At 66.7% G+C, this 21373-nt stretch carries 22 protein-coding genes, 2 tRNA genes and 1 pseudogene; 15 read left to right on the forward strand and 10 right to left on the reverse strand.

Translation table 11 applies throughout. The annotated features are described in order from the left end of the window. The first annotated feature begins 211 nt into the window (after positions 1 to 211). Positions 212 to 2923 (forward strand): preprotein translocase subunit SecA, encoded by a 2712-nt coding sequence (secA, locus tag ACFSX5_RS19110; RefSeq protein ID WP_386832564.1) that lies wholly within the window; start codon positions 212 to 214, stop codon positions 2921 to 2923. Positions 2924 to 2948: 25 nt separating this feature from the next. Here the strand turns inward: secA and ACFSX5_RS19115 are convergent, their stop codons facing one another. After that, positions 2949 to 3542 (reverse strand): TetR/AcrR family transcriptional regulator, encoded by a 594-nt coding sequence (locus ACFSX5_RS19115; protein WP_386832565.1) that lies wholly within the window; start codon positions 3540 to 3542, stop codon positions 2949 to 2951. Between the two features lie 92 nt (positions 3543 to 3634). On the opposite strand from ACFSX5_RS19115, the gene ACFSX5_RS19120 reads away from it, so the two are divergent. Further along, positions 3635 to 3874, forward strand: a complete 240-nt coding sequence (locus tag ACFSX5_RS19120; protein WP_386832566.1) for a hypothetical protein — start codon at positions 3635 to 3637, stop codon at positions 3872 to 3874. Positions 3875 to 3919: 45 nt separating this feature from the next. On the opposite strand, the gene ACFSX5_RS19125 is transcribed toward ACFSX5_RS19120, so the two are convergent. After that, positions 3920 to 5140: a PQQ-dependent sugar dehydrogenase gene (locus ACFSX5_RS19125; protein ID WP_386832567.1), complete on the reverse strand. Its 1221-nt coding sequence runs from the start codon at positions 5138 to 5140 to the stop codon at positions 3920 to 3922. Between the two features lie 184 nt (positions 5141 to 5324). On the opposite strand from ACFSX5_RS19125, the gene argJ reads away from it, so the two are divergent. The 5 genes and pseudogenes from argJ to ACFSX5_RS19150 all read left to right on the forward strand — a co-directional run bounded on the left by argJ (position 5325) and on the right by ACFSX5_RS19150 (position 7913). Continuing rightward, a complete protein-coding gene (gene argJ / locus ACFSX5_RS19130; protein ID WP_386832568.1) occupies positions 5325 to 6557 on the forward strand; it encodes a bifunctional glutamate N-acetyltransferase/amino-acid acetyltransferase ArgJ in 1233 nt (410 codons plus the stop codon). A 1-nt stretch (position 6558) separates the two neighbouring features. Then, positions 6559 to 6834, forward strand: a pseudogene (locus ACFSX5_RS19660) (GNAT family N-acetyltransferase, cg3035/Rv0428c family); the annotation flags it as partial. Between the two features lie 62 nt (positions 6835 to 6896). Then, positions 6897 to 7304: a GNAT family N-acetyltransferase gene (locus tag ACFSX5_RS19140; RefSeq protein WP_386835724.1), complete on the forward strand. Its 408-nt coding sequence runs from the start codon at positions 6897 to 6899 to the stop codon at positions 7302 to 7304. Continuing rightward, positions 7301 to 7708, forward strand: coding sequence for a (deoxy)nucleoside triphosphate pyrophosphohydrolase (locus ACFSX5_RS19145; RefSeq protein WP_386832570.1), 408 nt, complete (start codon positions 7301 to 7303; stop codon positions 7706 to 7708). The genes ACFSX5_RS19140 and ACFSX5_RS19145 overlap by 4 nt, the downstream gene beginning before the upstream one ends. A gap of 10 nt (positions 7709 to 7718) precedes the next feature. After that, the gene (locus tag ACFSX5_RS19150) at positions 7719 to 7913 is read left to right on the forward strand and encodes a Flp family type IVb pilin (protein WP_386832571.1); all 195 of its coding nucleotides are present in this window, start codon (positions 7719 to 7721) and stop codon (positions 7911 to 7913) included. Position 7914: 1 nt separating this feature from the next. Here the strand turns inward: ACFSX5_RS19150 and ACFSX5_RS19155 are convergent, their stop codons facing one another. Further along, positions 7915 to 9387: a M48 family metalloprotease gene (locus tag ACFSX5_RS19155; RefSeq protein WP_386832572.1), complete on the reverse strand. Its 1473-nt coding sequence runs from the start codon at positions 9385 to 9387 to the stop codon at positions 7915 to 7917. Beyond that, on the reverse strand, positions 9384 to 10193 hold the full coding sequence (locus tag ACFSX5_RS19160) for a thermonuclease family protein (RefSeq protein ID WP_386832573.1): 810 nt from the start codon (positions 10191 to 10193) through the stop codon (positions 9384 to 9386). The genes ACFSX5_RS19155 and ACFSX5_RS19160 overlap by 4 nt, the downstream gene beginning before the upstream one ends. Before the next feature lie 141 nt (positions 10194 to 10334). On the opposite strand from ACFSX5_RS19160, the gene ACFSX5_RS19165 reads away from it, so the two are divergent. Further along, positions 10335 to 10411: transfer RNA gene (locus ACFSX5_RS19165), tRNA-Arg, on the forward strand. A 90-nt stretch (positions 10412 to 10501) separates the two neighbouring features. After that, positions 10502 to 10990, forward strand: a complete 489-nt coding sequence (locus ACFSX5_RS19170; RefSeq protein ID WP_386832574.1) for a CAP domain-containing protein — start codon at positions 10502 to 10504, stop codon at positions 10988 to 10990. A 3-nt stretch (positions 10991 to 10993) separates the two neighbouring features. On the opposite strand, the gene ACFSX5_RS19175 is transcribed toward ACFSX5_RS19170, so the two are convergent. Then, complete coding sequence (locus ACFSX5_RS19175) at positions 10994 to 12139, reverse strand: D-alanyl-D-alanine carboxypeptidase family protein (protein ID WP_386832575.1); 1146 nt, start codon at positions 12137 to 12139, stop codon at positions 10994 to 10996. Between the two features lie 153 nt (positions 12140 to 12292). On the opposite strand from ACFSX5_RS19175, the gene ACFSX5_RS19180 reads away from it, so the two are divergent. From ACFSX5_RS19180 to aac(3) (ACFSX5_RS19190), 3 genes are all read left to right on the forward strand, one after another. After that, the gene (locus ACFSX5_RS19180; protein WP_386832576.1) at positions 12293 to 12865 is read left to right on the forward strand and encodes a type 1 glutamine amidotransferase family protein; all 573 of its coding nucleotides are present in this window, start codon (positions 12293 to 12295) and stop codon (positions 12863 to 12865) included. 70 nt (positions 12866 to 12935) lie between these two features. Continuing rightward, entirely contained in the window at positions 12936 to 13346 is a 411-nt protein-coding gene (locus ACFSX5_RS19185; protein ID WP_386832577.1) for a winged helix-turn-helix transcriptional regulator, read from the forward strand. After that, positions 13339 to 14127 (forward strand): aminoglycoside 3-N-acetyltransferase, encoded by a 789-nt coding sequence (aac(3), locus tag ACFSX5_RS19190; protein WP_386832578.1) that lies wholly within the window; start codon positions 13339 to 13341, stop codon positions 14125 to 14127. The genes ACFSX5_RS19185 and aac(3) (ACFSX5_RS19190) overlap by 8 nt, the downstream gene beginning before the upstream one ends. Before the next feature lie 1033 nt (positions 14128 to 15160). On the opposite strand, the gene aac(3) (ACFSX5_RS19195) is transcribed toward aac(3) (ACFSX5_RS19190), so the two are convergent. From aac(3) (ACFSX5_RS19195) to ACFSX5_RS19205, 3 genes are all read right to left on the reverse strand, one after another. Next, positions 15161 to 15949, reverse strand: a complete 789-nt coding sequence (aac(3), locus tag ACFSX5_RS19195; RefSeq protein ID WP_386832578.1) for an aminoglycoside 3-N-acetyltransferase — start codon at positions 15947 to 15949, stop codon at positions 15161 to 15163. Continuing rightward, complete coding sequence (locus ACFSX5_RS19200) at positions 15942 to 16352, reverse strand: winged helix-turn-helix transcriptional regulator (RefSeq protein WP_386832577.1); 411 nt, start codon at positions 16350 to 16352, stop codon at positions 15942 to 15944. Before ACFSX5_RS19200 ends, aac(3) (ACFSX5_RS19195) begins: the two co-directional genes overlap by 8 nt. 70 nt (positions 16353 to 16422) lie before the next feature. After that, positions 16423 to 16995, reverse strand: a complete 573-nt coding sequence (locus ACFSX5_RS19205; protein WP_386832576.1) for a type 1 glutamine amidotransferase family protein — start codon at positions 16993 to 16995, stop codon at positions 16423 to 16425. A gap of 153 nt (positions 16996 to 17148) precedes the next feature. Between ACFSX5_RS19205 and ACFSX5_RS19210 the strand changes: the two genes are divergently transcribed. Beyond that, positions 17149 to 18294 (forward strand): D-alanyl-D-alanine carboxypeptidase family protein, encoded by a 1146-nt coding sequence (locus ACFSX5_RS19210; RefSeq protein ID WP_386832575.1) that lies wholly within the window; start codon positions 17149 to 17151, stop codon positions 18292 to 18294. A gap of 3 nt (positions 18295 to 18297) precedes the next feature. Here the strand turns inward: ACFSX5_RS19210 and ACFSX5_RS19215 are convergent, their stop codons facing one another. Both ACFSX5_RS19215 and ACFSX5_RS19220 read right to left on the reverse strand, forming a co-directional pair. After that, entirely contained in the window at positions 18298 to 18786 is a 489-nt protein-coding gene (locus ACFSX5_RS19215; protein WP_386832574.1) for a CAP domain-containing protein, read from the reverse strand. Between the two features lie 90 nt (positions 18787 to 18876). Next, positions 18877 to 18953: transfer RNA gene (locus ACFSX5_RS19220), tRNA-Arg, on the reverse strand. A gap of 141 nt (positions 18954 to 19094) precedes the next feature. Between ACFSX5_RS19220 and ACFSX5_RS19225 the strand changes: the two genes are divergently transcribed. Both ACFSX5_RS19225 and ACFSX5_RS19230 read left to right on the forward strand, forming a co-directional pair. Next, positions 19095 to 19904, forward strand: coding sequence for a thermonuclease family protein (locus ACFSX5_RS19225; RefSeq protein ID WP_386832573.1), 810 nt, complete (start codon positions 19095 to 19097; stop codon positions 19902 to 19904). Continuing rightward, the gene (locus ACFSX5_RS19230) at positions 19901 to 21373 is read left to right on the forward strand and encodes a M48 family metalloprotease (protein ID WP_386832572.1); all 1473 of its coding nucleotides are present in this window, start codon (positions 19901 to 19903) and stop codon (positions 21371 to 21373) included. Before ACFSX5_RS19225 ends, ACFSX5_RS19230 begins: the two co-directional genes overlap by 4 nt.

Consider the following 21373-nt stretch of genomic DNA (forward strand, 5'->3'; position numbering starts at 1 on the left):
CGTCGTCGGGCTGGAAAGCCCGGCTGCGCAGGGCCGTTGAGCATTCGCGCATTTGGCTGCCGTTGACAAGACAAGGGGCACTCTTACATCGGTTCAGCTTTCCGCCGCCGGTGGAACCATGCATTTTTCCAAGCCTTGAAAGGCTTATTCTCGCGCCGGCGACCGGCAGCGACGGTGCGATGCCCGCCTCCTCACCCGCCACACGCGAGACATGAAAGGGATCGACCTTATGGCTCTAGCTGCGCTCGCCCGGCGTTTGTTCGGAACGCCTTCGGACCGGCAGGTCAAGCGGTTCCAGCCGAAGGTGGCACAGATCAACGCCCTCGAGCCGCAGTTCGAGCAGCTGAGCGACGACGAACTCCGCGCCAAGACCGCCGAGTTCCGCGAGCAACTCGCCGCCGGCCGGTCGATCAACGATCTGATCGTGCCCGCTTTCGCCACCGTCCGTGAAGCGTCCAAGCGCGTGCTCGGCATGCGCCACTTCGACGTGCAGCTGATCGGCGGCATGGTGCTCAACGAGCGCGCCATCGCCGAAATGCGCACCGGTGAAGGCAAGACGCTGGTGGCAACGCTTGCCGTCTATCTGAATGCGCTCGAAGGCAAGGGCGTCCACGTCGTCACCGTCAACGACTATCTTGCCCGCCGCGACGCCGCCTGGATGGGCCGCATCTACTCCTTCCTCGGCATGAGCACCGGCATCATCGTGCACGGCCTGACCGATGCCGAGCGCAAGGCCGCCTACGAAGCCGACATCACCTACGGCACCAACAACGAGTTCGGCTTCGACTATCTGCGCGACAACATGAAATACAGCCGCGCGCAGATGGTGCAGCGCGGCCATGCCTATGCCATCGTCGACGAAGTGGACTCGATCCTGATCGATGAGGCGCGCACGCCGCTGATCATCTCCGGCCCGTCGGAGGACCGCTCCGAACTTTATGTCCGCATCGACGGCCTGATGTCGATCATCGAGGAGGGCGACTTCGAGGTCGACGAGAAGCACCGCGCCGCAACCTTCACCGACCAGGGCATCGAAAAGCTCGAGGAACGCCTCGCCACCGAAGGCCTGCTCAAGAGCGCCTCGCTCTATGACGTCGAAAACGTGGCGCTGGTCCACCACCTCAACTCGGCCCTGCGCGCCCACAAGCTGTTCCGCAAGGACAAGGACTACATCGTCCGCAACGACGAAGTGGTGATCATCGACGAGTTCAGTGGCCGCATGATGCCCGGCCGCCGTTATTCCGAAGGCCTGCACCAGGCGCTCGAGGCTAAGGAGCACGTCAAGATCCAGGCCGAGAACCAGACTCTCGCCTCGATCACCTTCCAGAACTACTTCCGCCTCTACAAGAAGCTCGCCGGCATGACCGGTACGGCGGCGACCGAAGCGGAGGAATTCGGCGACATTTACGGGCTCGAAGTGGTCACCATCCCGACCAACCTGCCCATCCAGCGCAAGGACGACGAGGACGCCATCTTCCGCACCGCGGAAGAGAAGTTCGACGCTATCGCCGATCTGATCAAGCACTGTCAGGAGCGCGGCCAGCCGGTGCTGGTCGGCACCACCTCGATCGAAAAGTCCGAAATGCTCGCCGAGCTTCTGCGCAAGAAGAATGTCGGCCAGATGAACGTGCTGAACGCCCGCCATCACGAGCAGGAAGCCTATATCGTCGCCGATGCCGGCCTGCCGGGCGCCATTACCATCGCCACCAACATGGCCGGCCGCGGTACCGACATCCAGCTCGGCGGCAACCTCGAGATGCGCATCGAGCGCGAGACCGAGGGCCTGGAAGGCGAGGCACGCGAAGCCAAGATCGCCGAGATCAAGCGCACCATTGCTGAGGCCAAGGAGAAGGCCCTTGCGGCCGGTGGCCTGATGGTGATTGGCACCGAGCGCCACGAATCCCGCCGCATCGACAACCAGTTGCGCGGCCGCTCCGGCCGTCAGGGCGATCCGGGCCATTCGGCCTTCTTCCTGTCGCTCCAGGACGACCTGATGCGCATTTTCCCGGTCGACAGCATGGATTCCATGCTGAGCAAGCTCGGACTGCAGCAGGGCGAAAGCATCACCCATCCCTGGGTCACCAAGGCCATCGAGCGCGCCCAGGGCAAGGTCGAAGCCCGCAACTTCGACATCCGCAAGAACATCCTGAAATACGACGACGTGATGAATGACCAGCGCAAGGTCATCTTCGAGCAGCGTCTCGAACTGATGGACGCCGAGGATGTCGGCGAGACCGTCACCGAGATGCGCCACGGTGTCGTCGATGCGATCGTTTCTCGCTCCATTCCGCCCCGCTCCTATCCCGAGCAGTGGGACGTCGAGCTCATGGCGACCGAGGCGAAATCCCTGCTCAACCTCGATATTCCCGCGGCCGAATGGGCTGCCGAGGAAGGCATCGACGCCGAGATCGTCACCCAACGCCTGGTGGAGGCTGCCGACGCAAAGGCCGCCGAGAAGCGCGAGAAGTACTCGGCCGACATCATGCGCCAGGTGGAAAAATCCATCGTGCTGCAGTCGATCGACGGCCTCTGGCGCGAGCACCTCGCTACCCTCGACCACCTCTCCAAGGTCGTGGGCTGGCGCGGCATCGCCCAGCGCGACCCGCTCAACGAGTACAAGCAGGAGGCCTTCGAGCTGTTCCAGAACCTGCTCGGCACGCTGCGCGAGCGCGTCACCCAGCAGCTCAGCCATGTGGAACTGCAGATCCGCCCCGAGCCGCAGCCGGCACCAGACCTGTCCGGCCTGCAGCAGACCCATATCGATCCGACCACGGGCGAGAACGACGCGGTGGGCGACGACGCCTCGATCCCCACCGGTCCCCTGAAGCCGATCGACCCCAAGCTCCTGGTCGGCGTCTCCCGCAACGCGCCCTGCCCCTGCGGCTCAGGCAAGAAGTTCAAGCACTGCCACGGCGCGTTCTGAGGAACGCGCCGGCCGGGCGCCGCGCTTACGGCTTGAGGCCTCGCACCAGTTGCGCGGCGATCTTCTGTGCCTCCCCCGGCTCGAGCGCCAGCCGGTCGGTCAGCAATCGGTGCCAGATCAGCGACTGCACCATCTCGGCGCCCAATAGCGGGTCGACCGTATCCGCGACCTCGCCGCGTGCCATCGCCCGCTCGATCATCTCGCCGATATGCGCCCGCCGCTCCGTTGCATAGCTCTGCAGCCGTTCGGCACAGGCCGGGTCGCGCTGCGCCTCCGCGATCACCTGCCGGAACACCTGACCGGCGCTGCCCTGCCAATAGCCGCTGAGCCACTCGATCAGCCCGGCGATCTCTCCTTCGAGGTCATCCGTCGGACCGTGCAGCGCCTGCGGCTTCTGGCGATGGTAGATATCGAGCAGCAAAGTGCCGCGGCTTGGCCACCACCGGTAGATTGTGGGCTTGCCGGCGCGGGCGCGCCGCGCCACCGCCTCGATGGAAAACGCCGCCGGACCCTCTTCGAGCAGGATCGCCTCGCCCGCCTGCAGGATCGCCTCCTGTGTATCGGGATTGCGCCGGGCACCGATCGAACGGCGGCGATCATCGTCTGCTGGGTCAGCCATGCAGCATAGATAGCGCAGCCATGCGGGCGAAAAAAGTCTTGATCGTTACGCTACGTTCCGTTATGAAACGGCACGTATCGTTTAGGAGACAAATGATGCCTTCCATCGCCTCCCGCCTGCGCCTTGCCCTGTTGATGTTCTTCGGCGTCTACCCGGTCATCACCCTCTACATCTACGCCTTGTTCCCGCTCACCACCGGCTGGCAGATGTGGCAGCGCACCCTGTTGCTGGTGCCGCTGATGGTGCTCACCATGGTGTTCTTCGTCATGCCCTTCATCCAGACTCGTTTCGGCGCCTTCATCACCGGCCGCAAGCCCGCCGCCGCCGCCTGATCCGGATCAGCCACCCCCTCCGCCGGGAGGGGGTGGCCGGAACACTCACTGTTCGGGGGCAACCCGCACGATGGTGGAGGACCCTGCCCGCGGATTCTCGGTCACCGCATAGACCGCGCCGTCCGGTCCGACCCGCACGTCGCGCACGCGCGCCTCGAGCGGCACCCGCTCTTCGAACGCCACCCGGTCGCCGTCCATGTGGAGCACCACCAGCCCCTGGGACACCAGTCCACCAACGATGAACGCACCCTGCCACTCGGGGATCAGGTCGGCGTCGTAGTAGGCCATGCCGGAGGGTGCGATCACCGGATCCCAATAGTAGAGTGGCTGCTCGGTTTCGGCGTTGGCGGTGATCCCTTCGCCGATCGTGGAGCCATCATAGTTGACGCCATAGGCCACGTCCGGCCAGCCATAGTTGAGCCCCGGTTGCGGCCGGTTGAGCTCGTCCCCACCCTTGGCACCGTGCTCCACCGTCCACAGCCGCCCCTCGCCATCGAGCGTCGCCGACTGGACGTTGCGGTGACCGAGGCTCCAGATCTCCGGCAGGGCATCATCATTGTCGATGAACGGGTTGTCCGGCAGCGCCTCGCCTTCCGGATCGATGCGGAACACCTTACCCAGCCCGCTGGCCAGTTCCTGAGCCTGATCGCGGATCGGCTCGTCCGAACGCTCACCCACGGTGATGTAGAGGTTGCCGTCTTCAGTGGGCACGATGCGCGAACCGAAATGCAACTCGCCGTCATAGGTGGGCTCCTGACGGAAGATCACCTCCACGTCTTCGAGGCTGCCGCCGCCATTCTCGTCGAGAACCAGCGTCGCCGCTGCCACCGCCGTGCCATTGCCGTCCTCGCGCGGCTCGGCATAGGAGACATAGATGCGCCCCGTGCTCTCGAAATCGGGCGCCAGGGCCACATCGAGCAATCCGCCCTGGCCGACAAGGTCGACTTCCGGCAGCCCGCTGATCGGCTCGCTGGCTTCGCCCTCCGGGGTAACGATGTGCAGCACGCCGGACTTTGCCGTCACCAGCATGCGCCCGTCGGGCAGGAACTCCATTGCCCACAGATGCGGCAGCCCTTCGGCTACCACTTCGGTGCTGACATCCGCCAGCACCTCCGGCTGCGAGGCGCGGCTCTGTCCTTCGAAAGCAGGAGTCTGATCCGGTGCATTGGGTGCGGCCGTCTCGACGGGTCCCGCTTGGGCAAAGGCTGGGGTGACCAGCAAGGCAGACAACATGGTGCCGGCAAGAAGAGACGCGGTGATACGCATGGCTGAACCTCCGATTGGCGGCGCATCAGATCGGCGCCCATTGGTGGATGATGATCGACCAATCGCCCTGTCCGCGGTTCGTTGCCCGCGGGACGATCACGAGACCGTTGGCAGGCGCTTGCGGACCGGCTGGCTTTCATGCACACCCATGCGCCAGTTCGGCGCCTGACAAACGAGGCAAATCATGGCCCATCCGGTTTCCCCTCTTGCTCCCAAGTCCTACCCGGACCTGCCCGCCATCGAGGGCGTGCGTTTTGCCACCGCCGAAGCCGGAATTAAGTACAAGAACCGCACCGACGTGCTCTTGATGGCCTTTGAGGAGGGCACCGTTGCCGCCGGTGTGCTCACCCGCTCCAAATGCTCCTCCGCCGCCGTCGACTGGTGCCGCGCCCACCTGCCGGGCGGCAAGGCGCGCGGCCTCGTCGTCAACTCCGGCAACGCCAACGCCTTCACCGGCGTCAAGGGCCGCGAAAGCGTCGAACTGACCGCCGACTACGCGGCCCGGGCACTGGGCTGCTCCACTGCCGAAATCTTCCTCGCCTCGACCGGCGTCATCGGCGAGCCCCTCCCCGCCGAAAAGTTCGCCGGCGTTCTCGACCAGGCCGCTACCCGCCTCGCCCCCACCCCGTGGATCGAGCCCGCCAAGGCGATCATGACCACCGACACCTACCCCAAGCTGTCGGGTGCCGTGGTCGAGATCGACGGCATAGAGGTCAAGATCAACGGCATCGCTAAGGGCTCGGGCATGATCGCGCCCGACATGGCCACCATGCTGAGCTTCGTCGTCACCGACATGCCGGTTTCGGCCGAGGTGCTGCAGGCACTGCTCGCCCGGCACGTGCAGACCAGCTTCAATGCCATCACCGTCGACAGCGACACCTCGACCTCCGACACCCTGCTCGCCTTCGCCACCGGCAAGGCCGCGGTGGAGCCTCTCACGACGCTGGACGATCCGCGCGCCGAGGTGTTCGGGGCCGCCCTCTCCGACGTCCTGTTCGAACTGGCCATTCACGTCGTCCGCGACGGTGAAGGCGCCACCAAGCAGGTGTCGGTGCATGTCGAAGGCGCCGTTTCCGACGCCTCCGCCTTCCGCATCGCCAAGTCGATCGCCGACTCGCCGCTGGTCAAGACCGCCATCGCCGGCGAGGACGCCAATTGGGGCCGCGTCGTCATGGCCGTCGGCAAGGCCGGCGAGCCCGCCGACCGCGACAAGCTCGCCATCCGCTTCGGCGATCTTCTTGTTGCCAGGAACGGCGAACGCGCCGCCGGCTACGACGAAGCCGCCACCAGCGCCTACATGAAGGGCGAGGAGCTTGAACTCACCGTCAGCCTCGGGCTGGGAGACGGCCGGGCGACCGTCTATACCTGCGACCTCACCCACGGCTACATCACCATCAACGGCGACTACCGGAGCTGAGATGGACTCGCTCGTCGATCGCATCGAGCGCGCGGGGCTTCAGTGCTGGCCCGGCCTCGAGGTTGAATGGGATGGCTCCTGGGCGCGCCGCGCCTCCGGCGGCTACACCCACCGCGCCAACTCGGTACAGCCTTTCGATCCGTCCGACGACGCGGACCTCGACCGCCGCATCGAGGAGGCCGCACTCTGGCATCGAACCCGCGGCCTGCAGCCGGTCTTCCGCCTCACGCCGCAGGCACCCGCCAAGCTGCGCACCGCGCTTGACGTCCGTGGCTGGACAGCCGCCGACCACAGCCACGTCTTCGCCATGCCGCTCGATCATCATGATCCGGATTCCCGGTGCGGCTCCTTTCGCCGCTCGATTCCGACTTCATCCGGGCCCAGCAGAGGCTGCAAGTCTATTCCGACGAGCGCACGCGGCGCATGTCAGCCGTGCTCGCCGCGATCACGGTGCCCGCACACGGCATCGTGCTCTTTCAGGATGGGGAGCCCGTTGCTTCGGCCTTGATGGACATTGCCGATGGCGTGGTGATCACCGGCAACGTGATTACGCACCCGGAGCACCGCGGCAAGGGCTTCGGCTTGGCGATGATGCGGTCCGGTCTCGCCTGGGCCAAGGCCAAAGGCGCCACCCTCGCTGCCCTCAACGTCGCCGCCGACAACACTGCCGGCCAGGCGCTCTACCGGCGTCTCGGCTATGCCCGTCGGTATGACTACGAATACCGTGTTCTCGAAGGTACCCCATGAGCACCCGACCCGTGCTGCTCGTTGCCGCCGCTGCCCTGATCGACGCCGAGGATCGCATTCTCATCGCCCAGCGCCCGGAGGGCAAGCAATTGGCCGGTTTGTGGGAGTTCCCGGGCGGCAAGCTCGAGCCCGGCGAGGGCCCCGAAGCGGCGCTGGTGCGTGAGCTCAAGGAAGAACTCGGGATCACCGTCGCGCTGGCCGACCTCGTCGCGCATTCCTTCGCCAGCCATGCTTACGAGAATTTTCACCTGTTGATGCCACTGTTCACCTGCAGGAGATGGCAGGGAACGCCGATGGCGCTGGAACACGCGGCTCTCGCTTGGGTGACACCAGCAGAAATGGCCGCCTTCCCCATGCCCCCCGCCGACGAACCGCTGGTCCTCGCCCTGCGCGACCGGCTGTAGAGGGCAAGTCATGGCCAAGCTCCACGCCTTCATCACCGACGAGACTGGCGCCACCGCGATCGAATACGGCTTGCTTGCAGGGTTGATCGCGGTTGCCCTGATCAGCAGCTTCGTGGTGTTCGGCGACGCCCTGTTCAACCTGATGGGCTATGGCGCCGGCGGAGCCGCCAACGTGATCGGATCCCAGGCCGCCAAGCTCGGCTGACCTACTGCAGCGCCACCAGCTTGTACTTCTGCCCGGCCACCAGCGGGTCGCCCGGGAACAGGTCGTTGATGATGTAGAACAGCTCGCTGCCGCGCGTGAGCCCCGACATGCGCCGCGCCAGCGCCTCGGCCGTGTCGCCGGGCCGGGCCGTGACGATCTGCACCGCCAGCTTGCGAATGCCGCCGAGATCCGCCGCCGTGGTGCGCCGGAAGCTCCTGAGCGTTTCGTTGGCGCCTTCCGCAAAGCGCGGGCTGTCGGATTTGGCCGCGAAGATGAACCGGTAGACCTGCCCGTCGAGGCGCATCACCGACACGCGGAAGAACCACTGGTCGGTCTGCGCCAGCCCGGTTGCCATCTCGATGCCGTTGTAGCTATCAGACTTCACCGTGTCCGCCTTGAGGCCGGCGATCCAACCCGACTTGAGGTAGTCGGTCAGCGCCACTTCCGGCTGCACGTCGGCGCTGTCGAAGCGCACTGCCTCGCCATCCCCGGCGACGCCCACCACCGCACTCTGTGAGTTCTGCAGCGTATAGCCCTGCGGCACGGTGAAGGTGAACTTCGAGGCCGGATGCACGAACCGGCGCCCCACGATCGATCCCTGCGAGGGGCTCTCGCCGAACGTCATGCCGCTGATCGCCGATAGATAGCCGTCGCGGTCGGTCTCGCCCATGCCGTTCTGGCCGAACATGGTGCGGGCGGTATCGAGTGCCTTCTGGATTCGTGCCGGGGTGGACGGGTGCGAGGACAGGAACCCGTCGTCGCCCGCCGAAGTGCCGGCCGAGAACGCGGCGAACCGGCTCATCACCGTCAGGAATCGCGCCGCTGCCTGCGGGTCGTAGCCGGCCTTGCCCGCGATCTCGATGCCTTCGCGGTCGGCCTCGAGCTCCTGGTTCTGGCTGAACGCGGCCATTGCCTCCTGCGTGCGCGCGGAATTGCCGCCGCTGCCGCCGAACACGCTGGTGATCACCCGATCGACGATCTCGTTGGTGCGGCTGCGGTCGGTGCGCGCGCGCGCATGCCGCAGCGTCACGTGCGCGATCTCGTGCGCCAGCACCGCGGCAAGCTGACTGGTGTCCGAAGCCAGCGCAAGGAGCCCGCGCGTCACATAGACGAAGCCGCCCGGCAGCGCGAAGGCATTCACTTCCGAGGTGTCGAGAATGGTGACCTGGAACTGGGCGTTCGGCTGGTTCGCCGCCGCCAGCAGCCGCCCGACGATCCGCGCCACCATGATCTCGGCCTGGCGGTCTTCGTACACCCCGCCATAGGCGGCGATGATGCGCGGATGCTCGCGCCGGCCAATCACCACGTCATCGGGGTCGGTGCCCGCCGGCACCACCGCCGGCGCCGGGTTGTCACCCGTCTGGCTGACGGCGATGTTGGAACTGGTCAAGGTCGTGCAGGCCGTCAGCGCCAGCAGCGATACCGCCAGCACCCCACCCCGCCAGGACTTGCCGATGGGCCCGATGCTACTCATCGCGTTGCCAGAACCTCGATCTGTTCGGGATGGGTGATCTCGATGCGCGGACCATCCCGGTCGTCCACCCATCCTCGTATTCTCACCAGCGCCCCTTCGAGCACCAGCGGGTCGAAGCCGTCGCCGGCGAACAGCCTGAGCGCCGGCGCTTCGATGACGGCCGTGAAATCCTCTTTCCAGTGGCGGCCGAAGTTGAGGTAGACCCGCCCGCCCCGCCGTTCGGCGAGCAGCACCCGGCCTTCGACCAGCTCGTACCCGCCGACCCGCCGGAGCAGGTCGCCGGGATCGTCCGCCGCCCGCACGCTGTAGAAGGAATTGCGCCAGATTCCAAGTCCGGCCAGCCGCGCGCGGCCTTCAGCCGCGAACAAGAGATCGAGGCACGAGCGGTTGTCCGGAAAGGAATAAACCCGAGCCAATCCCTCGGCGACCATATGCTGCTGCGCCCAGACCGGCCCCTGGTCCGTTTCGACGAACACATGCGCCAGCGCCCGTTCGTAGCGGTCGACCGTTTCCCCGCCATAGCCGAGCTGCACCGTCCGGTTGAGCGCCAGTGCCTCGAGGGCCGCCTTCGCCTCGGGCGCCAGCGGCCAGGTTTCGAAGCCGTCGCGGCCAAGCGGCAGTTTCGGCGCCTGGGTGCCGATCATGCGCACCACCAGCCCCGAATCGAGCACCACCGTATCGCCGTCGGTGACTTCCACCACCACCCCGCCCGGGTGCATTCGCAGCTCGCCGCACGCTTCGGCCGCAGCAGCCGGGGCCGACAGCATCGCCAGCGTGGCGAGATGAACGAGACTGGTTTTGAGCAAGACGACGCCCCGGAAAGGTTCGGTTCACCATGCACCGAAATACGGCAAAAAAAGATAAACGCCGCCCCGGAGGTTCCCTCGCAAATATCGGCTGCGCTTTCTGGTTCCCGCTTCGCCTCGGCTTTGCTATGGAAAGCACGTGGTCCCGTAGCTCAGCAGGATAGAGCACAGGATTCCTAATCCTGGGGTCGCGCGTTCGAATCGCGCCGGGATCACCACTCCCCCACATCAGGAGCACGTGGCGCTCCATGATTTGGCCTTGCTGGCGGTCTACCGGCGCGGCTCCCCGTTTCCAACAGGACAGCTCAATGTTGCGCTCCGATTCGTCCCGCCGGTTCCTGCCGGCCGCTCTGGTCCTTGCCGCGGCCGGTCTTGCCCTTTCCGCCTGCAGCATGGGCGGCAGCACGGCCGGGCTCGCGCTCGCCCCCGGCCTCAGCGCCCGCATGGATCAGCCCGGCGCCTCGCTCGACCGCGCCCAGGCGATCGACATCATCAACGCCTATCGCGCCACCAATGGCCTGCCGGCCCTGCAGCACGATCCGGCGCTCGACGGCTCCGCCCAGGCGCTGGCGACCCAATACGCCCAGACCGGCACCCCGCCGCAGACGCCGCAGGAACTGGTAGCGATGAAGCTGAGCGCCGGTTACTCGACCTTCGCCGAAACCTTCTCCGGCTGGCGCAACAATGCGGCCGACGCTGCGGCCCTGCGCGCCAACGCCACCCGCGCCGGCGTGGCCGTGGCCTTCAACCCGGCCTCAACCTATGGCGTGCACTGGGTGCTGGTGCTCGACAACTAAAGCCTAGAGGTGGCTCGGCCGGGGGCGCGGATAGGGGATCGCCGGTCCGCTCAGCCCCGGCCGCAGCTCTCCCGCCAGCGACGCCGCGGCGGTGGGTGCGGTGAACACCGGCACATGCGCCGGGCGGGGCCGTGGCAGCGACACACCAACAGCAATGCGGCCGAGGTCGACCGCAGCATAGCTCGGCGCCACGACGCTATCGGTCAGATAGCTCGGCTGCCCCTCGAGCCCCATCGGGAACGCTGCTTCCTGCGCGGCCACATAGGTCTTGGCCTCCTTGCCGCAGATCTGCGGCCGCATGTCGACCGGCGCGGCGCCGGCATTGTTGGCCAGCGTCAACACTGTCTGTCCCGTCGGCGCCGCCGATCCGGAGAGACCGCGCAGCAGCAGTTCCGCCGTCCGCTCGTTGCGGTCCCGCGCCGACGAGCCGCCCAGCACCACAGCCAGCAGGTTGCGGCCATTGCGCGCCACCGTCGCCACCAGGTTGAGCCCCGAGGCGCAGATATAGCCCGTCTTCATGCCGGTGGTGCCGGCGAACTTGGTCAGCAGGTCATTGTTGGATTCGAACCGCTTGCCGGCAAGCGTCACCTCGCCGGTGCCGAACATCGGCATGAACTGCGGAAAGCTCTGGCGGATATAGAGTCCGAGAACCGCGAGGTCGCGCGCCGTGGTCACCTGCGCCGGGTCGTGCAAGCCGTGCGAATTGGTGAAGCGGGTACCCGTCAGACCCATGCGCGCTGCCACCTCGTTCATCTTGGCGACGAATTGCGGCTCGCTGCCACCAACAGCCTCGGCGATCGCCACCGCCACGTCATTGGCGGACTTCACGATCAGCACATAGAGCGCGTCCTTGAGCGTCATGGCGCTGCCGACCGGCAGCCCTGACTTCGACGGCGCCTGGTTGATCGCGTTCTGCGACAGCGTCACCGGCGTCTCGAGTGTGATCGTGCCCTTGGCCAGTTCCTCGAAGGTGACATAGGCCGTCATCATCTTGGTGAGCGAAGCCGGATGCCAGGGCTGCCCCGCCTCTTCGGCATGCAGCACCTCCAGCGTATCCATGTCGACCAGCAACATCGGATTGGCCTGGACGGGGACCAGGCTCGCCAGAACCAGCGCGAGCACAACAAAGAAACGACGGGCAAGCTGCACGGCCAGCACACTCCAGCTGTGAGGGGGACCGGCAGCTTGTATCAGCCGGTCCGTCGCTTCTCAAGGAAAGCGGGGCAGCTTGAACCGCTTGTGACCTGCTGACACGATCTGGCGGCCCGCAAGGCCAGGGTGGGACACAAAGGAGAGTTCCCCATGACCAAGATCGTGACCATCCTGACCGAGGGCTATGCCGACTGGGAGACGGCCCTGCTCAACGCCGTGGCCCGGCAGTATTATGGGGTGACGACGCTGTTCGCCACACCCGGCGGTGCGCCGGTCACCTCGGCGGGCGGGCTCCGCGTGATGCCCGACCTCGCCGCGGAAGCCATCGACCCCGCAGACCTCGACGCGCTGGTGGTCAATGGCGGCACCGCCTGGAGGCAGCCCGATGCTCCGGATCTGTCGGCACTGCTCTGCGCCGTACGCGATGCCGGCAAGACGGTCGCCGGCATTTGCGACGGAACACTTGCGCTTGCCCGTGCCGGCTTGCTGGACGCCGTGGCCCACACGTCCAACTCACCCGAGAACCTGCCGCCCACCGGCTATCGCGGCGCCGGGCACTATCGCGACCAGCCGCAGGCGGTGGCCGATGGACGGATCGTGACGGCGGCCGGTACGGCCCCGGTCGGCTTCATGGTTGCCGTGCTCGAGACGCTCGGGCTCCGCAATGGCGATCTCGACTTCTATGTCGGGCTGCATGCGGCCGAACACCGCGCGGCTGCCTGAGGGTCGGCGCAGGACTGGTCACATCCGGTAACCGGCACTATATCAGTGCCCAGGTAACAGGAGTTTCGCCATGTCCCTGCACGACACGTCCCAGCACGCCAACTGCACCGCCATGTCGGATGTGCTGAACCGCATCGGCGACAAGTGGAGCGTCATGGTGGTCGGCATGCTCGGCCGCAATGGCACGCTGCGCTTCAACGAACTCAAGCGCCTGATCAACGGCGTGTCGCAGCGCATGCTGACGCTGACCCTGCGCAATCTCGAGCGCGACGGCCTCGTCACCCGCACCATCTACCCCGAGGTACCGCCGCGGGTCGAATACAGCCTGACCGAACTCGGCAAGACCCTGCAGCAGCCGATCAGCGCCCTGTGGGATTGGTCCGCCGAGAACCACCAAGCCATCATCGAAGCCCGCGCCATCTACGACGCCCGCGAAGCCGCCGCCTCCCCGCCGGAGCCGCGCCGCGCCGCCTATGCCTGAACCACGCCGGCCGTGGACCCGCACCGAGCTGGCGGCGCAGTTCCGCTCGGCAGGTCTCGTCCACGGCGACGCGGTGCTGGTTCATGCCAGCCTTCGCAGCATCGGACACGTGCTAGGTGGGCCGGATGCGGTGATCGGCGCCTTGCTCGACGCCGTCGGACCGAACGGCACCATTCTCGGCTATTGCGACTGGCAGTTCGAAGACGAAGTTCTCGCCTTCCCGGAATTGCGCGACCAGATTCCCGCCTTCGACCCCGCATTCTCGCGCTCGATCCGCGACAACGGCGCCTTCCCCGAACTGCTGCGCACCACCCCCGGCGCCCGTCGCAGCGCTGCACCCGGCGCCTCCTGCGCCGCTCTCGGCGCCCGTGCCGACTGGTTCACCGCCGACCACGCCCTCGACTATGGCTACGGCCCGCGATCACCGTTCGGCAAGCTGGTCGAAGCCGGTGGCAAGACCCTGCTCCTCGGCGCACCAAGGGACACCATGACCCTGCTGCACCACGCCGAGCACCTCGCCCGCTTCCCCAACAAGCGCATCCGCCGCTACGAAACGCCCATCCTGGTCGACGGCCGGACCGAGTGGCGCTGGTTCGAGGAGTTCGACACCTCCGAAGTTCCCGACGGCATGGCGGACGACTACTTCGCCACCATCGTCACCGCCTTCCTCGCCACCGGCGAGGGTTGGCAGGGCAGGATCGGCAACGCCGATTCGGTGCTGGTCGAGGCTCGTCCCATGGTGGAGTTCGCAGTCGAATGGATGGAGCAGCGGCTGGGCTGACCGCGCCCACTTACCAGCCACGTCACCCGCGTGACGACACTGAGGGTCGCTGCCCTATCGCTCCTTCGTCATCGCCAGGCCCATTTCGGACAACCCAACTCCCCCGCCCACCACGTGGTTGTCGGCTGCTGCTGTGCCTGCCGCAAGCTTCCTGGACCACCGGGACAAACGCGGTGGTGACGATGTGGAAGTAACCTGCCCTGTCGTTCGTCATTGCCGGGCTTGTCCCGGCAATCCAACTCTCCGTCCCGCAAGTCATCCCCGGCAACGCGGGGATCCATTCTTCTCCGGAGCTCAGCAAAGGAGTGGATTCCCGCCCGCGTGGGAATGACGCCATGGTTGTTGGCTGCTGCTGTGCTCCCCGCGACTTCCGGCTGGACCACCGGGACAAGCCCGGCGGTGACGATGTGGAAGTATCCTGCCGTCGCCTCTCCGTCATTGCCGGGCCTGCCTCAACCCACCTCTCCCGCCCACACGTCATCCCCGCGCAGGCGGGAATCCATTCTCCTGCTGAGCTACTGGAAGAATGGATCCCCGCCTTCGCGGGGATGACGTGGTGGGCGGGAGAGGTGGGTTGAGGCAGGCCCGGCAATGACGGAGAGGCGACAGGCAGGATACTTCCACATCGTCACCGCCGGGCTTGTCCCGGTGGTCCAGCCGGAAGTCGCGGGGAGCACAGCAGCAGCCAACAACCATGGCGTCATTCCCACGCGGGCGGGAATCCACTCCTTTGCTGAGCTCCGGAGAAGAATGGATCCCCGCGTTGCCGGGGATGACTTGCGGGACGGGGAGAGTTGGATTGCCGGGACAAGCCCGGCAATGACGAACGACAGGGCAGGTTACTTCCACATCGTCACCACCGCGTTTGTCCCGGTGGTCCAGGAAGCTTGCGGCAGGCACAGCAGCAGCCGACAACCACGTGGTGGGCGGGGGAGTTGGGTTGTCCGAAATGGGCCTGGCGATGACGAAGGAGCGATAGGGCAGCGACCCTCAGTGTCGTCACGCGGGTGACGTGGCTGGTAAGTGGGCGCGGTCAGCCCAGCCGCTGCTCCATCCATTCGACTGCGAACTCCACCATGGGACGAGCCTCGACCAGCACCGAATCGGCGTTGCCGATCCTGCCCTGCCAACCCTCGCCGGTGGCGAGGAAGGCGGTGACGATGGTGGCGAAGTAGTCGTCCGCCATGCCGTCGGGAACTTCGGAGGTGTCGAACTCCTCGAACCAGCGCCACTCGGTCCGGCCGTCGACCAGGATGGGCGTTTCGTAGCGGCGGATGCGCTTGTTGGGGAAGCGGGCGAGGTGCTCGGCGTGGTGCAGCAGGGTCATGGTGTCCCTTGGTGCGCCGAGGAGCAGGGTCTTGCCACCGGCTTCGACCAGCTTGCCGAACGGTGATCGCGGGCCGTAGCCATAGTCGAGGGCGTGGTCGGCGGTGAACCAGTCGGCACGGGCGCCGAGAGCGGCGCAGGAGGCGCCGGGTGCAGCGCTGCGACGGGCGCCGGGGGTGGTGCGCAGCAGTTCGGGGAAGGCGCCGTTGTCGCGGATCGAGCGCGAGAATGCGGGGTCGAAGGCGGGAATCTGGTCGCGCAATTCCGGGAAGGCGAGAACTTCGTCTTCGAACTGCCAGTCGCAATAGCCGAGAATGGTGCCGTTCGGTCCGACGGCGTCGAGCAAGGCGCCGATCACCGCATCCGGCCCACCTAGCACGTGTCCGATGCTGCGAAGGCTGGCATGAACCAGCACCGCGTCGCCGTGGACGAGACCTGCCGAGCGGAACTGCGCCGCCAGCTCGGTGCGGGTCCACGGCCGGCGTGGTTCAGGCATAGGCGGCGCGGCGCGGCTCCGGCGGGGAGGCGGCGGCTTCGCGGGCGTCGTAGATGGCGCGGGCTTCGATGATGGCTTGGTGGTTCTCGGCGGACCAATCCCACAGGGCGCTGATCGGCTGCTGCAGGGTCTTGCCGAGTTCGGTCAGGCTGTATTCGACCCGCGGCGGTACCTCGGGGTAGATGGTGCGGGTGACGAGGCCGTCGCGCTCGAGATTGCGCAGGGTCAGCGTCAGCATGCGCTGCGACACGCCGTTGATCAGGCGCTTGAGTTCGTTGAAGCGCAGCGTGCCATTGCGGCCGAGCATGCCGACCACCATGACGCTCCACTTGTCGCCGATGCGGTTCAGCACATCCGACATGGCGGTGCAGTTGGCGTGCTGGGACGTGTCGTGCAGGGACATGGCGAAACTCCTGTTACCTGGGCACTGATATAGTGCCGGTTACCGGATGTGACCAGTCCTGCGCCGACCCTCAGGCAGCCGCGCGGTGTTCGGCCGCATGCAGCCCGACATAGAAGTCGAGATCGCCATTGCGGAGCCCGAGCGTCTCGAGCACGGCAACCATGAAGCCGACCGGGGCCGTACCGGCCGCCGTCACGATCCGTCCATCGGCCACCGCCTGCGGCTGGTCGCGATAGTGCCCGGCGCCGCGATAGCCGGTGGGCGGCAGGTTCTCGGGTGAGTTGGACGTGTGGGCCACGGCGTCCAGCAAGCCGGCACGGGCAAGCGCAAGTGTTCCGTCGCAAATGCCGGCGACCGTCTTGCCGGCATCGCGTACGGCGCAGAGCAGTGCCGACAGATCCGGAGCATCGGGCTGCCTCCAGGCGGTGCCGCCATTGACCACCAGCGCGTCGAGGTCTGCGGGGTCGATGGCTTCCGCGGCGAGGTCGGGCATCACGCGGAGCCCGCCCGCCGAGGTGACCGGCGCACCGCCGGGTGTGGCGAACAGCGTCGTCACCCCATAATACTGCCGGGCCACGGCGTTGAGCAGGGCCGTCTCCCAGTCGGCATAGCCCTCGGTCAGGATGGTCACGATCTTGGTCATGGGGAACTCTCCTTTGTGTCCCACCCTGGCCTTGCGGGCCGCCAGATCGTGTCAGCAGGTCACAAGCGGTTCAAGCTGCCCCGCTTTCCTTGAGAAGCGACGGACCGGCTGATACAAGCTGCCGGTCCCCCTCACAGCTGGAGTGTGCTGGCCGTGCAGCTTGCCCGTCGTTTCTTTGTTGTGCTCGCGCTGGTTCTGGCGAGCCTGGTCCCCGTCCAGGCCAATCCGATGTTGCTGGTCGACATGGATACGCTGGAGGTGCTGCATGCCGAAGAGGCGGGGCAGCCCTGGCATCCGGCTTCGCTCACCAAGATGATGACGGCCTATGTCACCTTCGAGGAACTGGCCAAGGGCACGATCACACTCGAGACGCCGGTGACGCTGTCGCAGAACGCGATCAACCAGGCGCCGTCGAAGTCAGGGCTGCCGGTCGGCAGCGCCATGACGCTCAAGGACGCGCTCTATGTGCTGATCGTGAAGTCCGCCAATGACGTGGCGGTGGCGATCGCCGAGGCTGTTGGTGGCAGCGAGCCGCAATTCGTCGCCAAGATGAACGAGGTGGCAGCGCGCATGGGTCTGACGGGTACCCGCTTCACCAATTCGCACGGCTTGCACGACCCGGCGCAGGTGACCACGGCGCGCGACCTCGCGGTTCTCGGACTCTATATCCGCCAGAGCTTTCCGCAGTTCATGCCGATGTTCGGCACCGGCGAGGTGACGCTTGCCGGCAAGCGGTTCGAATCCAACAATGACCTGCTGACCAAGTTCGCCGGCACCACCGGCATGAAGACGGGCTATATCTGCGCCTCGGGGCTCAACCTGGTGGCGACGGTGGCGCGCAATGGCCGCAACCTGCTGGCTGTGGTGCTGGGCGGCTCGTCGGCGCGGGACCGCAACGAGCGGACGGCGGAACTGCTGCTGCGCGGTCTCTCCGGATCGGCGGCGCCGACGGGACAGACAGTGTTGACGCTGGCCAACAATGCCGGCGCCGCGCCGGTCGACATGCGGCCGCAGATCTGCGGCAAGGAGGCCAAGACCTATGTGGCCGCGCAGGAAGCAGCGTTCCCGATGGGGCTCGAGGGGCAGCCGAGCTATCTGACCGATAGCGTCGTGGCGCCGAGCTATGCTGCGGTCGACCTCGGCCGCATTGCTGTTGGTGTGTCGCTGCCACGGCCCCGCCCGGCGCATGTGCCGGTGTTCACCGCACCCACCGCCGCGGCGTCGCTGGCGGGAGAGCTGCGGCCGGGGCTGAGCGGACCGGCGATCCCCTATCCGCGCCCCCGGCCGAGCCACCTCTAGGCTTTAGTTGTCGAGCACCAGCACCCAGTGCACGCCATAGGTTGAGGCCGGGTTGAAGGCCACGGCCACGCCGGCGCGGGTGGCGTTGGCGCGCAGGGCCGCAGCGTCGGCCGCATTGTTGCGCCAGCCGGAGAAGGTTTCGGCGAAGGTCGAGTAACCGGCGCTCAGCTTCATCGCTACCAGTTCCTGCGGCGTCTGCGGCGGGGTGCCGGTCTGGGCGTATTGGGTCGCCAGCGCCTGGGCGGAGCCGTCGAGCGCCGGATCGTGCTGCAGGGCCGGCAGGCCATTGGTGGCGCGATAGGCGTTGATGATGTCGATCGCCTGGGCGCGGTCGAGCGAGGCGCCGGGCTGATCCATGCGGGCGCTGAGGCCGGGGGCGAGCGCGAGCCCGGCCGTGCTGCCGCCCATGCTGCAGGCGGAAAGGGCAAGACCGGCCGCGGCAAGGACCAGAGCGGCCGGCAGGAACCGGCGGGACGAATCGGAGCGCAACATTGAGCTGTCCTGTTGGAAACGGGGAGCCGCGCCGGTAGACCGCCAGCAAGGCCAAATCATGGAGCGCCACGTGCTCCTGATGTGGGGGAGTGGTGATCCCGGCGCGATTCGAACGCGCGACCCCAGGATTAGGAATCCTGTGCTCTATCCTGCTGAGCTACGGGACCACGTGCTTTCCATAGCAAAGCCGAGGCGAAGCGGGAACCAGAAAGCGCAGCCGATATTTGCGAGGGAACCTCCGGGGCGGCGTTTATCTTTTTTTGCCGTATTTCGGTGCATGGTGAACCGAACCTTTCCGGGGCGTCGTCTTGCTCAAAACCAGTCTCGTTCATCTCGCCACGCTGGCGATGCTGTCGGCCCCGGCTGCTGCGGCCGAAGCGTGCGGCGAGCTGCGAATGCACCCGGGCGGGGTGGTGGTGGAAGTCACCGACGGCGATACGGTGGTGCTCGATTCGGGGCTGGTGGTGCGCATGATCGGCACCCAGGCGCCGAAACTGCCGCTTGGCCGCGACGGCTTCGAAACCTGGCCGCTGGCGCCCGAGGCGAAGGCGGCCCTCGAGGCACTGGCGCTCAACCGGACGGTGCAGCTCGGCTATGGCGGGGAAACGGTCGACCGCTACGAACGGGCGCTGGCGCATGTGTTCGTCGAAACGGACCAGGGGCCGGTCTGGGCGCAGCAGCATATGGTCGCCGAGGGATTGGCTCGGGTTTATTCCTTTCCGGACAACCGCTCGTGCCTCGATCTCTTGTTCGCGGCTGAAGGCCGCGCGCGGCTGGCCGGACTTGGAATCTGGCGCAATTCCTTCTACAGCGTGCGGGCGGCGGACGATCCCGGCGACCTGCTCCGGCGGGTCGGCGGGTACGAGCTGGTCGAAGGCCGGGTGCTGCTCGCCGAACGGCGGGGCGGGCGGGTCTACCTCAACTTCGGCCGCCACTGGAAAGAGGATTTCACGGCCGTCATCGAAGCGCCGGCGCTCAGGCTGTTCGCCGGCGACGGCTTCGACCCGCTGGTGCTCGAAGGGGCGCTGGTGAGAATACGAGGATGGGTGGACGACCGGGATGGTCCGCGCATCGAGATCACCCATCCCGAACAGATCGAGGTTCTGGCAACGCGATGAGTAGCATCGGGCCCATCGGCAAGTCCTGGCGGGGTGGGGTGCTGGCGGTATCGCTGCTGGCGCTGACGGCCTGCACGACCTTGACCAGTTCCAACATCGCCGTCAGCCAGACGGGTGACAACCCGGCGCCGGCGGTGGTGCCGGCGGGCACCGACCCCGATGACGTGGTGATTGGCCGGCGCGAGCATCCGCGCATCATCGCCGCCTATGGCGGGGTGTACGAAGACCGCCAGGCCGAGATCATGGTGGCGCGGATCGTCGGGCGGCTGCTGGCGGCGGCGAACCAGCCGAACGCCCAGTTCCAGGTCACCATTCTCGACACCTCGGAAGTGAATGCCTTCGCGCTGCCGGGCGGCTTCGTCTATGTGACGCGCGGGCTCCTTGCGCTGGCTTCGGACACCAGTCAGCTTGCCGCGGTGCTGGCGCACGAGATCGCGCACGTGACGCTGCGGCATGCGCGCGCGCGCACCGACCGCAGCCGCACCAACGAGATCGTCGATCGGGTGATCACCAGCGTGTTCGGCGGCAGCGGCGGCAATTCCGCGCGCACGCAGGAGGCAATGGCCGCGTTCAGCCAGAACCAGGAGCTCGAGGCCGACCGCGAAGGCATCGAGATCGCGGGCAAGGCCGGCTACGACCCGCAGGCAGCGGCGCGATTCCTGACGGTGATGAGCCGGTTCGCCGCGTTCTCGGCCGGCACTTCGGCGGGCGACGACGGGTTCCTGTCCTCGCACCCGTCCACCCCGGCACGAATCCAGAAGGCACTCGATACCGCCCGCACCATGTTCGGCCAGAACGGCATGGGCGAGACCGACCGCGACGGCTATCTATCGGCGATCAGCGGCATGACGTTCGGCGAGAGCCCCTCGCAGGGATCGATCGTGGGGCGCCGGTTCGTGCATCCGGCCTCGAAGTTCACCTTCACCGTGCCGCAGGGCTATACGCTGCAGAACTCACAGAGTGCGGTGGTGGGCGTCGCCGGGGATGGCGAGGCAGTGCGCTTCGACAGCGCCGACGTGCAGCCGGAAGTGGCGCTGACCGACTACCTCAAGTCGGGTTGGATCGCCGGCCTCAAGGCGGACACGGTGAAGTCTGATAGCTACAACGGCATCGAGATGGCAACCGGGCTGGCGCAGACCGACCAGTGGTTCTTCCGCGTGTCGGTGATGCGCCTCGACGGGCAGGTCTACCGGTTCATCTTCGCGGCCAAATCCGACAGCCCGCGCTTTGCGGAAGGCGCCAACGAAACGCTCAGGAGCTTCCGGCGCACCACGGCGGCGGATCTCGGCGGCATTCGCAAGCTGGCGGTGCAGATCGTCACGGCCCGGCCCGGCGACACGGCCGAGGCGCTGGCGCGGCGCATGTCGGGGCTCACGCGCGGCAGCGAGCTGTTCTACATCATCAACGACCTGTTCCCGGGCGACCCGCTGGTGGCCGGGCAGAAGTACAAGCTGGTGGCGCTGCAGTAG

Source organism: Devosia albogilva, assembly GCF_042685625.1.
Taxonomy (GTDB): domain Bacteria; phylum Pseudomonadota; class Alphaproteobacteria; order Rhizobiales; family Devosiaceae; genus Devosia; species Devosia albogilva.

Excerpts from the sequence above, each read along its gene's own strand:
- secA (WP_386832564.1), top strand. The coding sequence starts at position 212 with ATGAAAGGGATCGACCTTATGGCTCTAGCTGCGCTCGCCCGGCGTTTG.
- ACFSX5_RS19115 (WP_386832565.1), bottom strand. The coding sequence starts at position 3,542 with ATGGCTGACCCAGCAGACGATGATCGCCGCCGTTCGATCGGTGCCCGG.
- ACFSX5_RS19120 (WP_386832566.1), top strand. The coding sequence starts at position 3,635 with ATGATGCCTTCCATCGCCTCCCGCCTGCGCCTTGCCCTGTTGATGTTC.
- ACFSX5_RS19125 (WP_386832567.1), bottom strand. The coding sequence starts at position 5,140 with ATGCGTATCACCGCGTCTCTTCTTGCCGGCACCATGTTGTCTGCCTTG.
- argJ (WP_386832568.1), top strand. The coding sequence starts at position 5,325 with ATGGCCCATCCGGTTTCCCCTCTTGCTCCCAAGTCCTACCCGGACCTG.
- ACFSX5_RS19145 (WP_386832570.1), top strand. The coding sequence starts at position 7,301 with ATGAGCACCCGACCCGTGCTGCTCGTTGCCGCCGCTGCCCTGATCGAC.
- ACFSX5_RS19150 (WP_386832571.1), top strand. The coding sequence starts at position 7,719 with ATGGCCAAGCTCCACGCCTTCATCACCGACGAGACTGGCGCCACCGCG.
- ACFSX5_RS19155 (WP_386832572.1), bottom strand. The coding sequence starts at position 9,387 with ATGAGTAGCATCGGGCCCATCGGCAAGTCCTGGCGGGGTGGGGTGCTG.
- ACFSX5_RS19170 (WP_386832574.1), top strand. The coding sequence starts at position 10,502 with ATGTTGCGCTCCGATTCGTCCCGCCGGTTCCTGCCGGCCGCTCTGGTC.
- ACFSX5_RS19180 (WP_386832576.1), top strand. The coding sequence starts at position 12,293 with ATGACCAAGATCGTGACCATCCTGACCGAGGGCTATGCCGACTGGGAG.
- ACFSX5_RS19185 (WP_386832577.1), top strand. The coding sequence starts at position 12,936 with ATGTCCCTGCACGACACGTCCCAGCACGCCAACTGCACCGCCATGTCG.
- ACFSX5_RS19200 (WP_386832577.1), bottom strand. The coding sequence starts at position 16,352 with ATGTCCCTGCACGACACGTCCCAGCACGCCAACTGCACCGCCATGTCG.
- ACFSX5_RS19205 (WP_386832576.1), bottom strand. The coding sequence starts at position 16,995 with ATGACCAAGATCGTGACCATCCTGACCGAGGGCTATGCCGACTGGGAG.
- ACFSX5_RS19215 (WP_386832574.1), bottom strand. The coding sequence starts at position 18,786 with ATGTTGCGCTCCGATTCGTCCCGCCGGTTCCTGCCGGCCGCTCTGGTC.
- ACFSX5_RS19230 (WP_386832572.1), top strand. The coding sequence starts at position 19,901 with ATGAGTAGCATCGGGCCCATCGGCAAGTCCTGGCGGGGTGGGGTGCTG.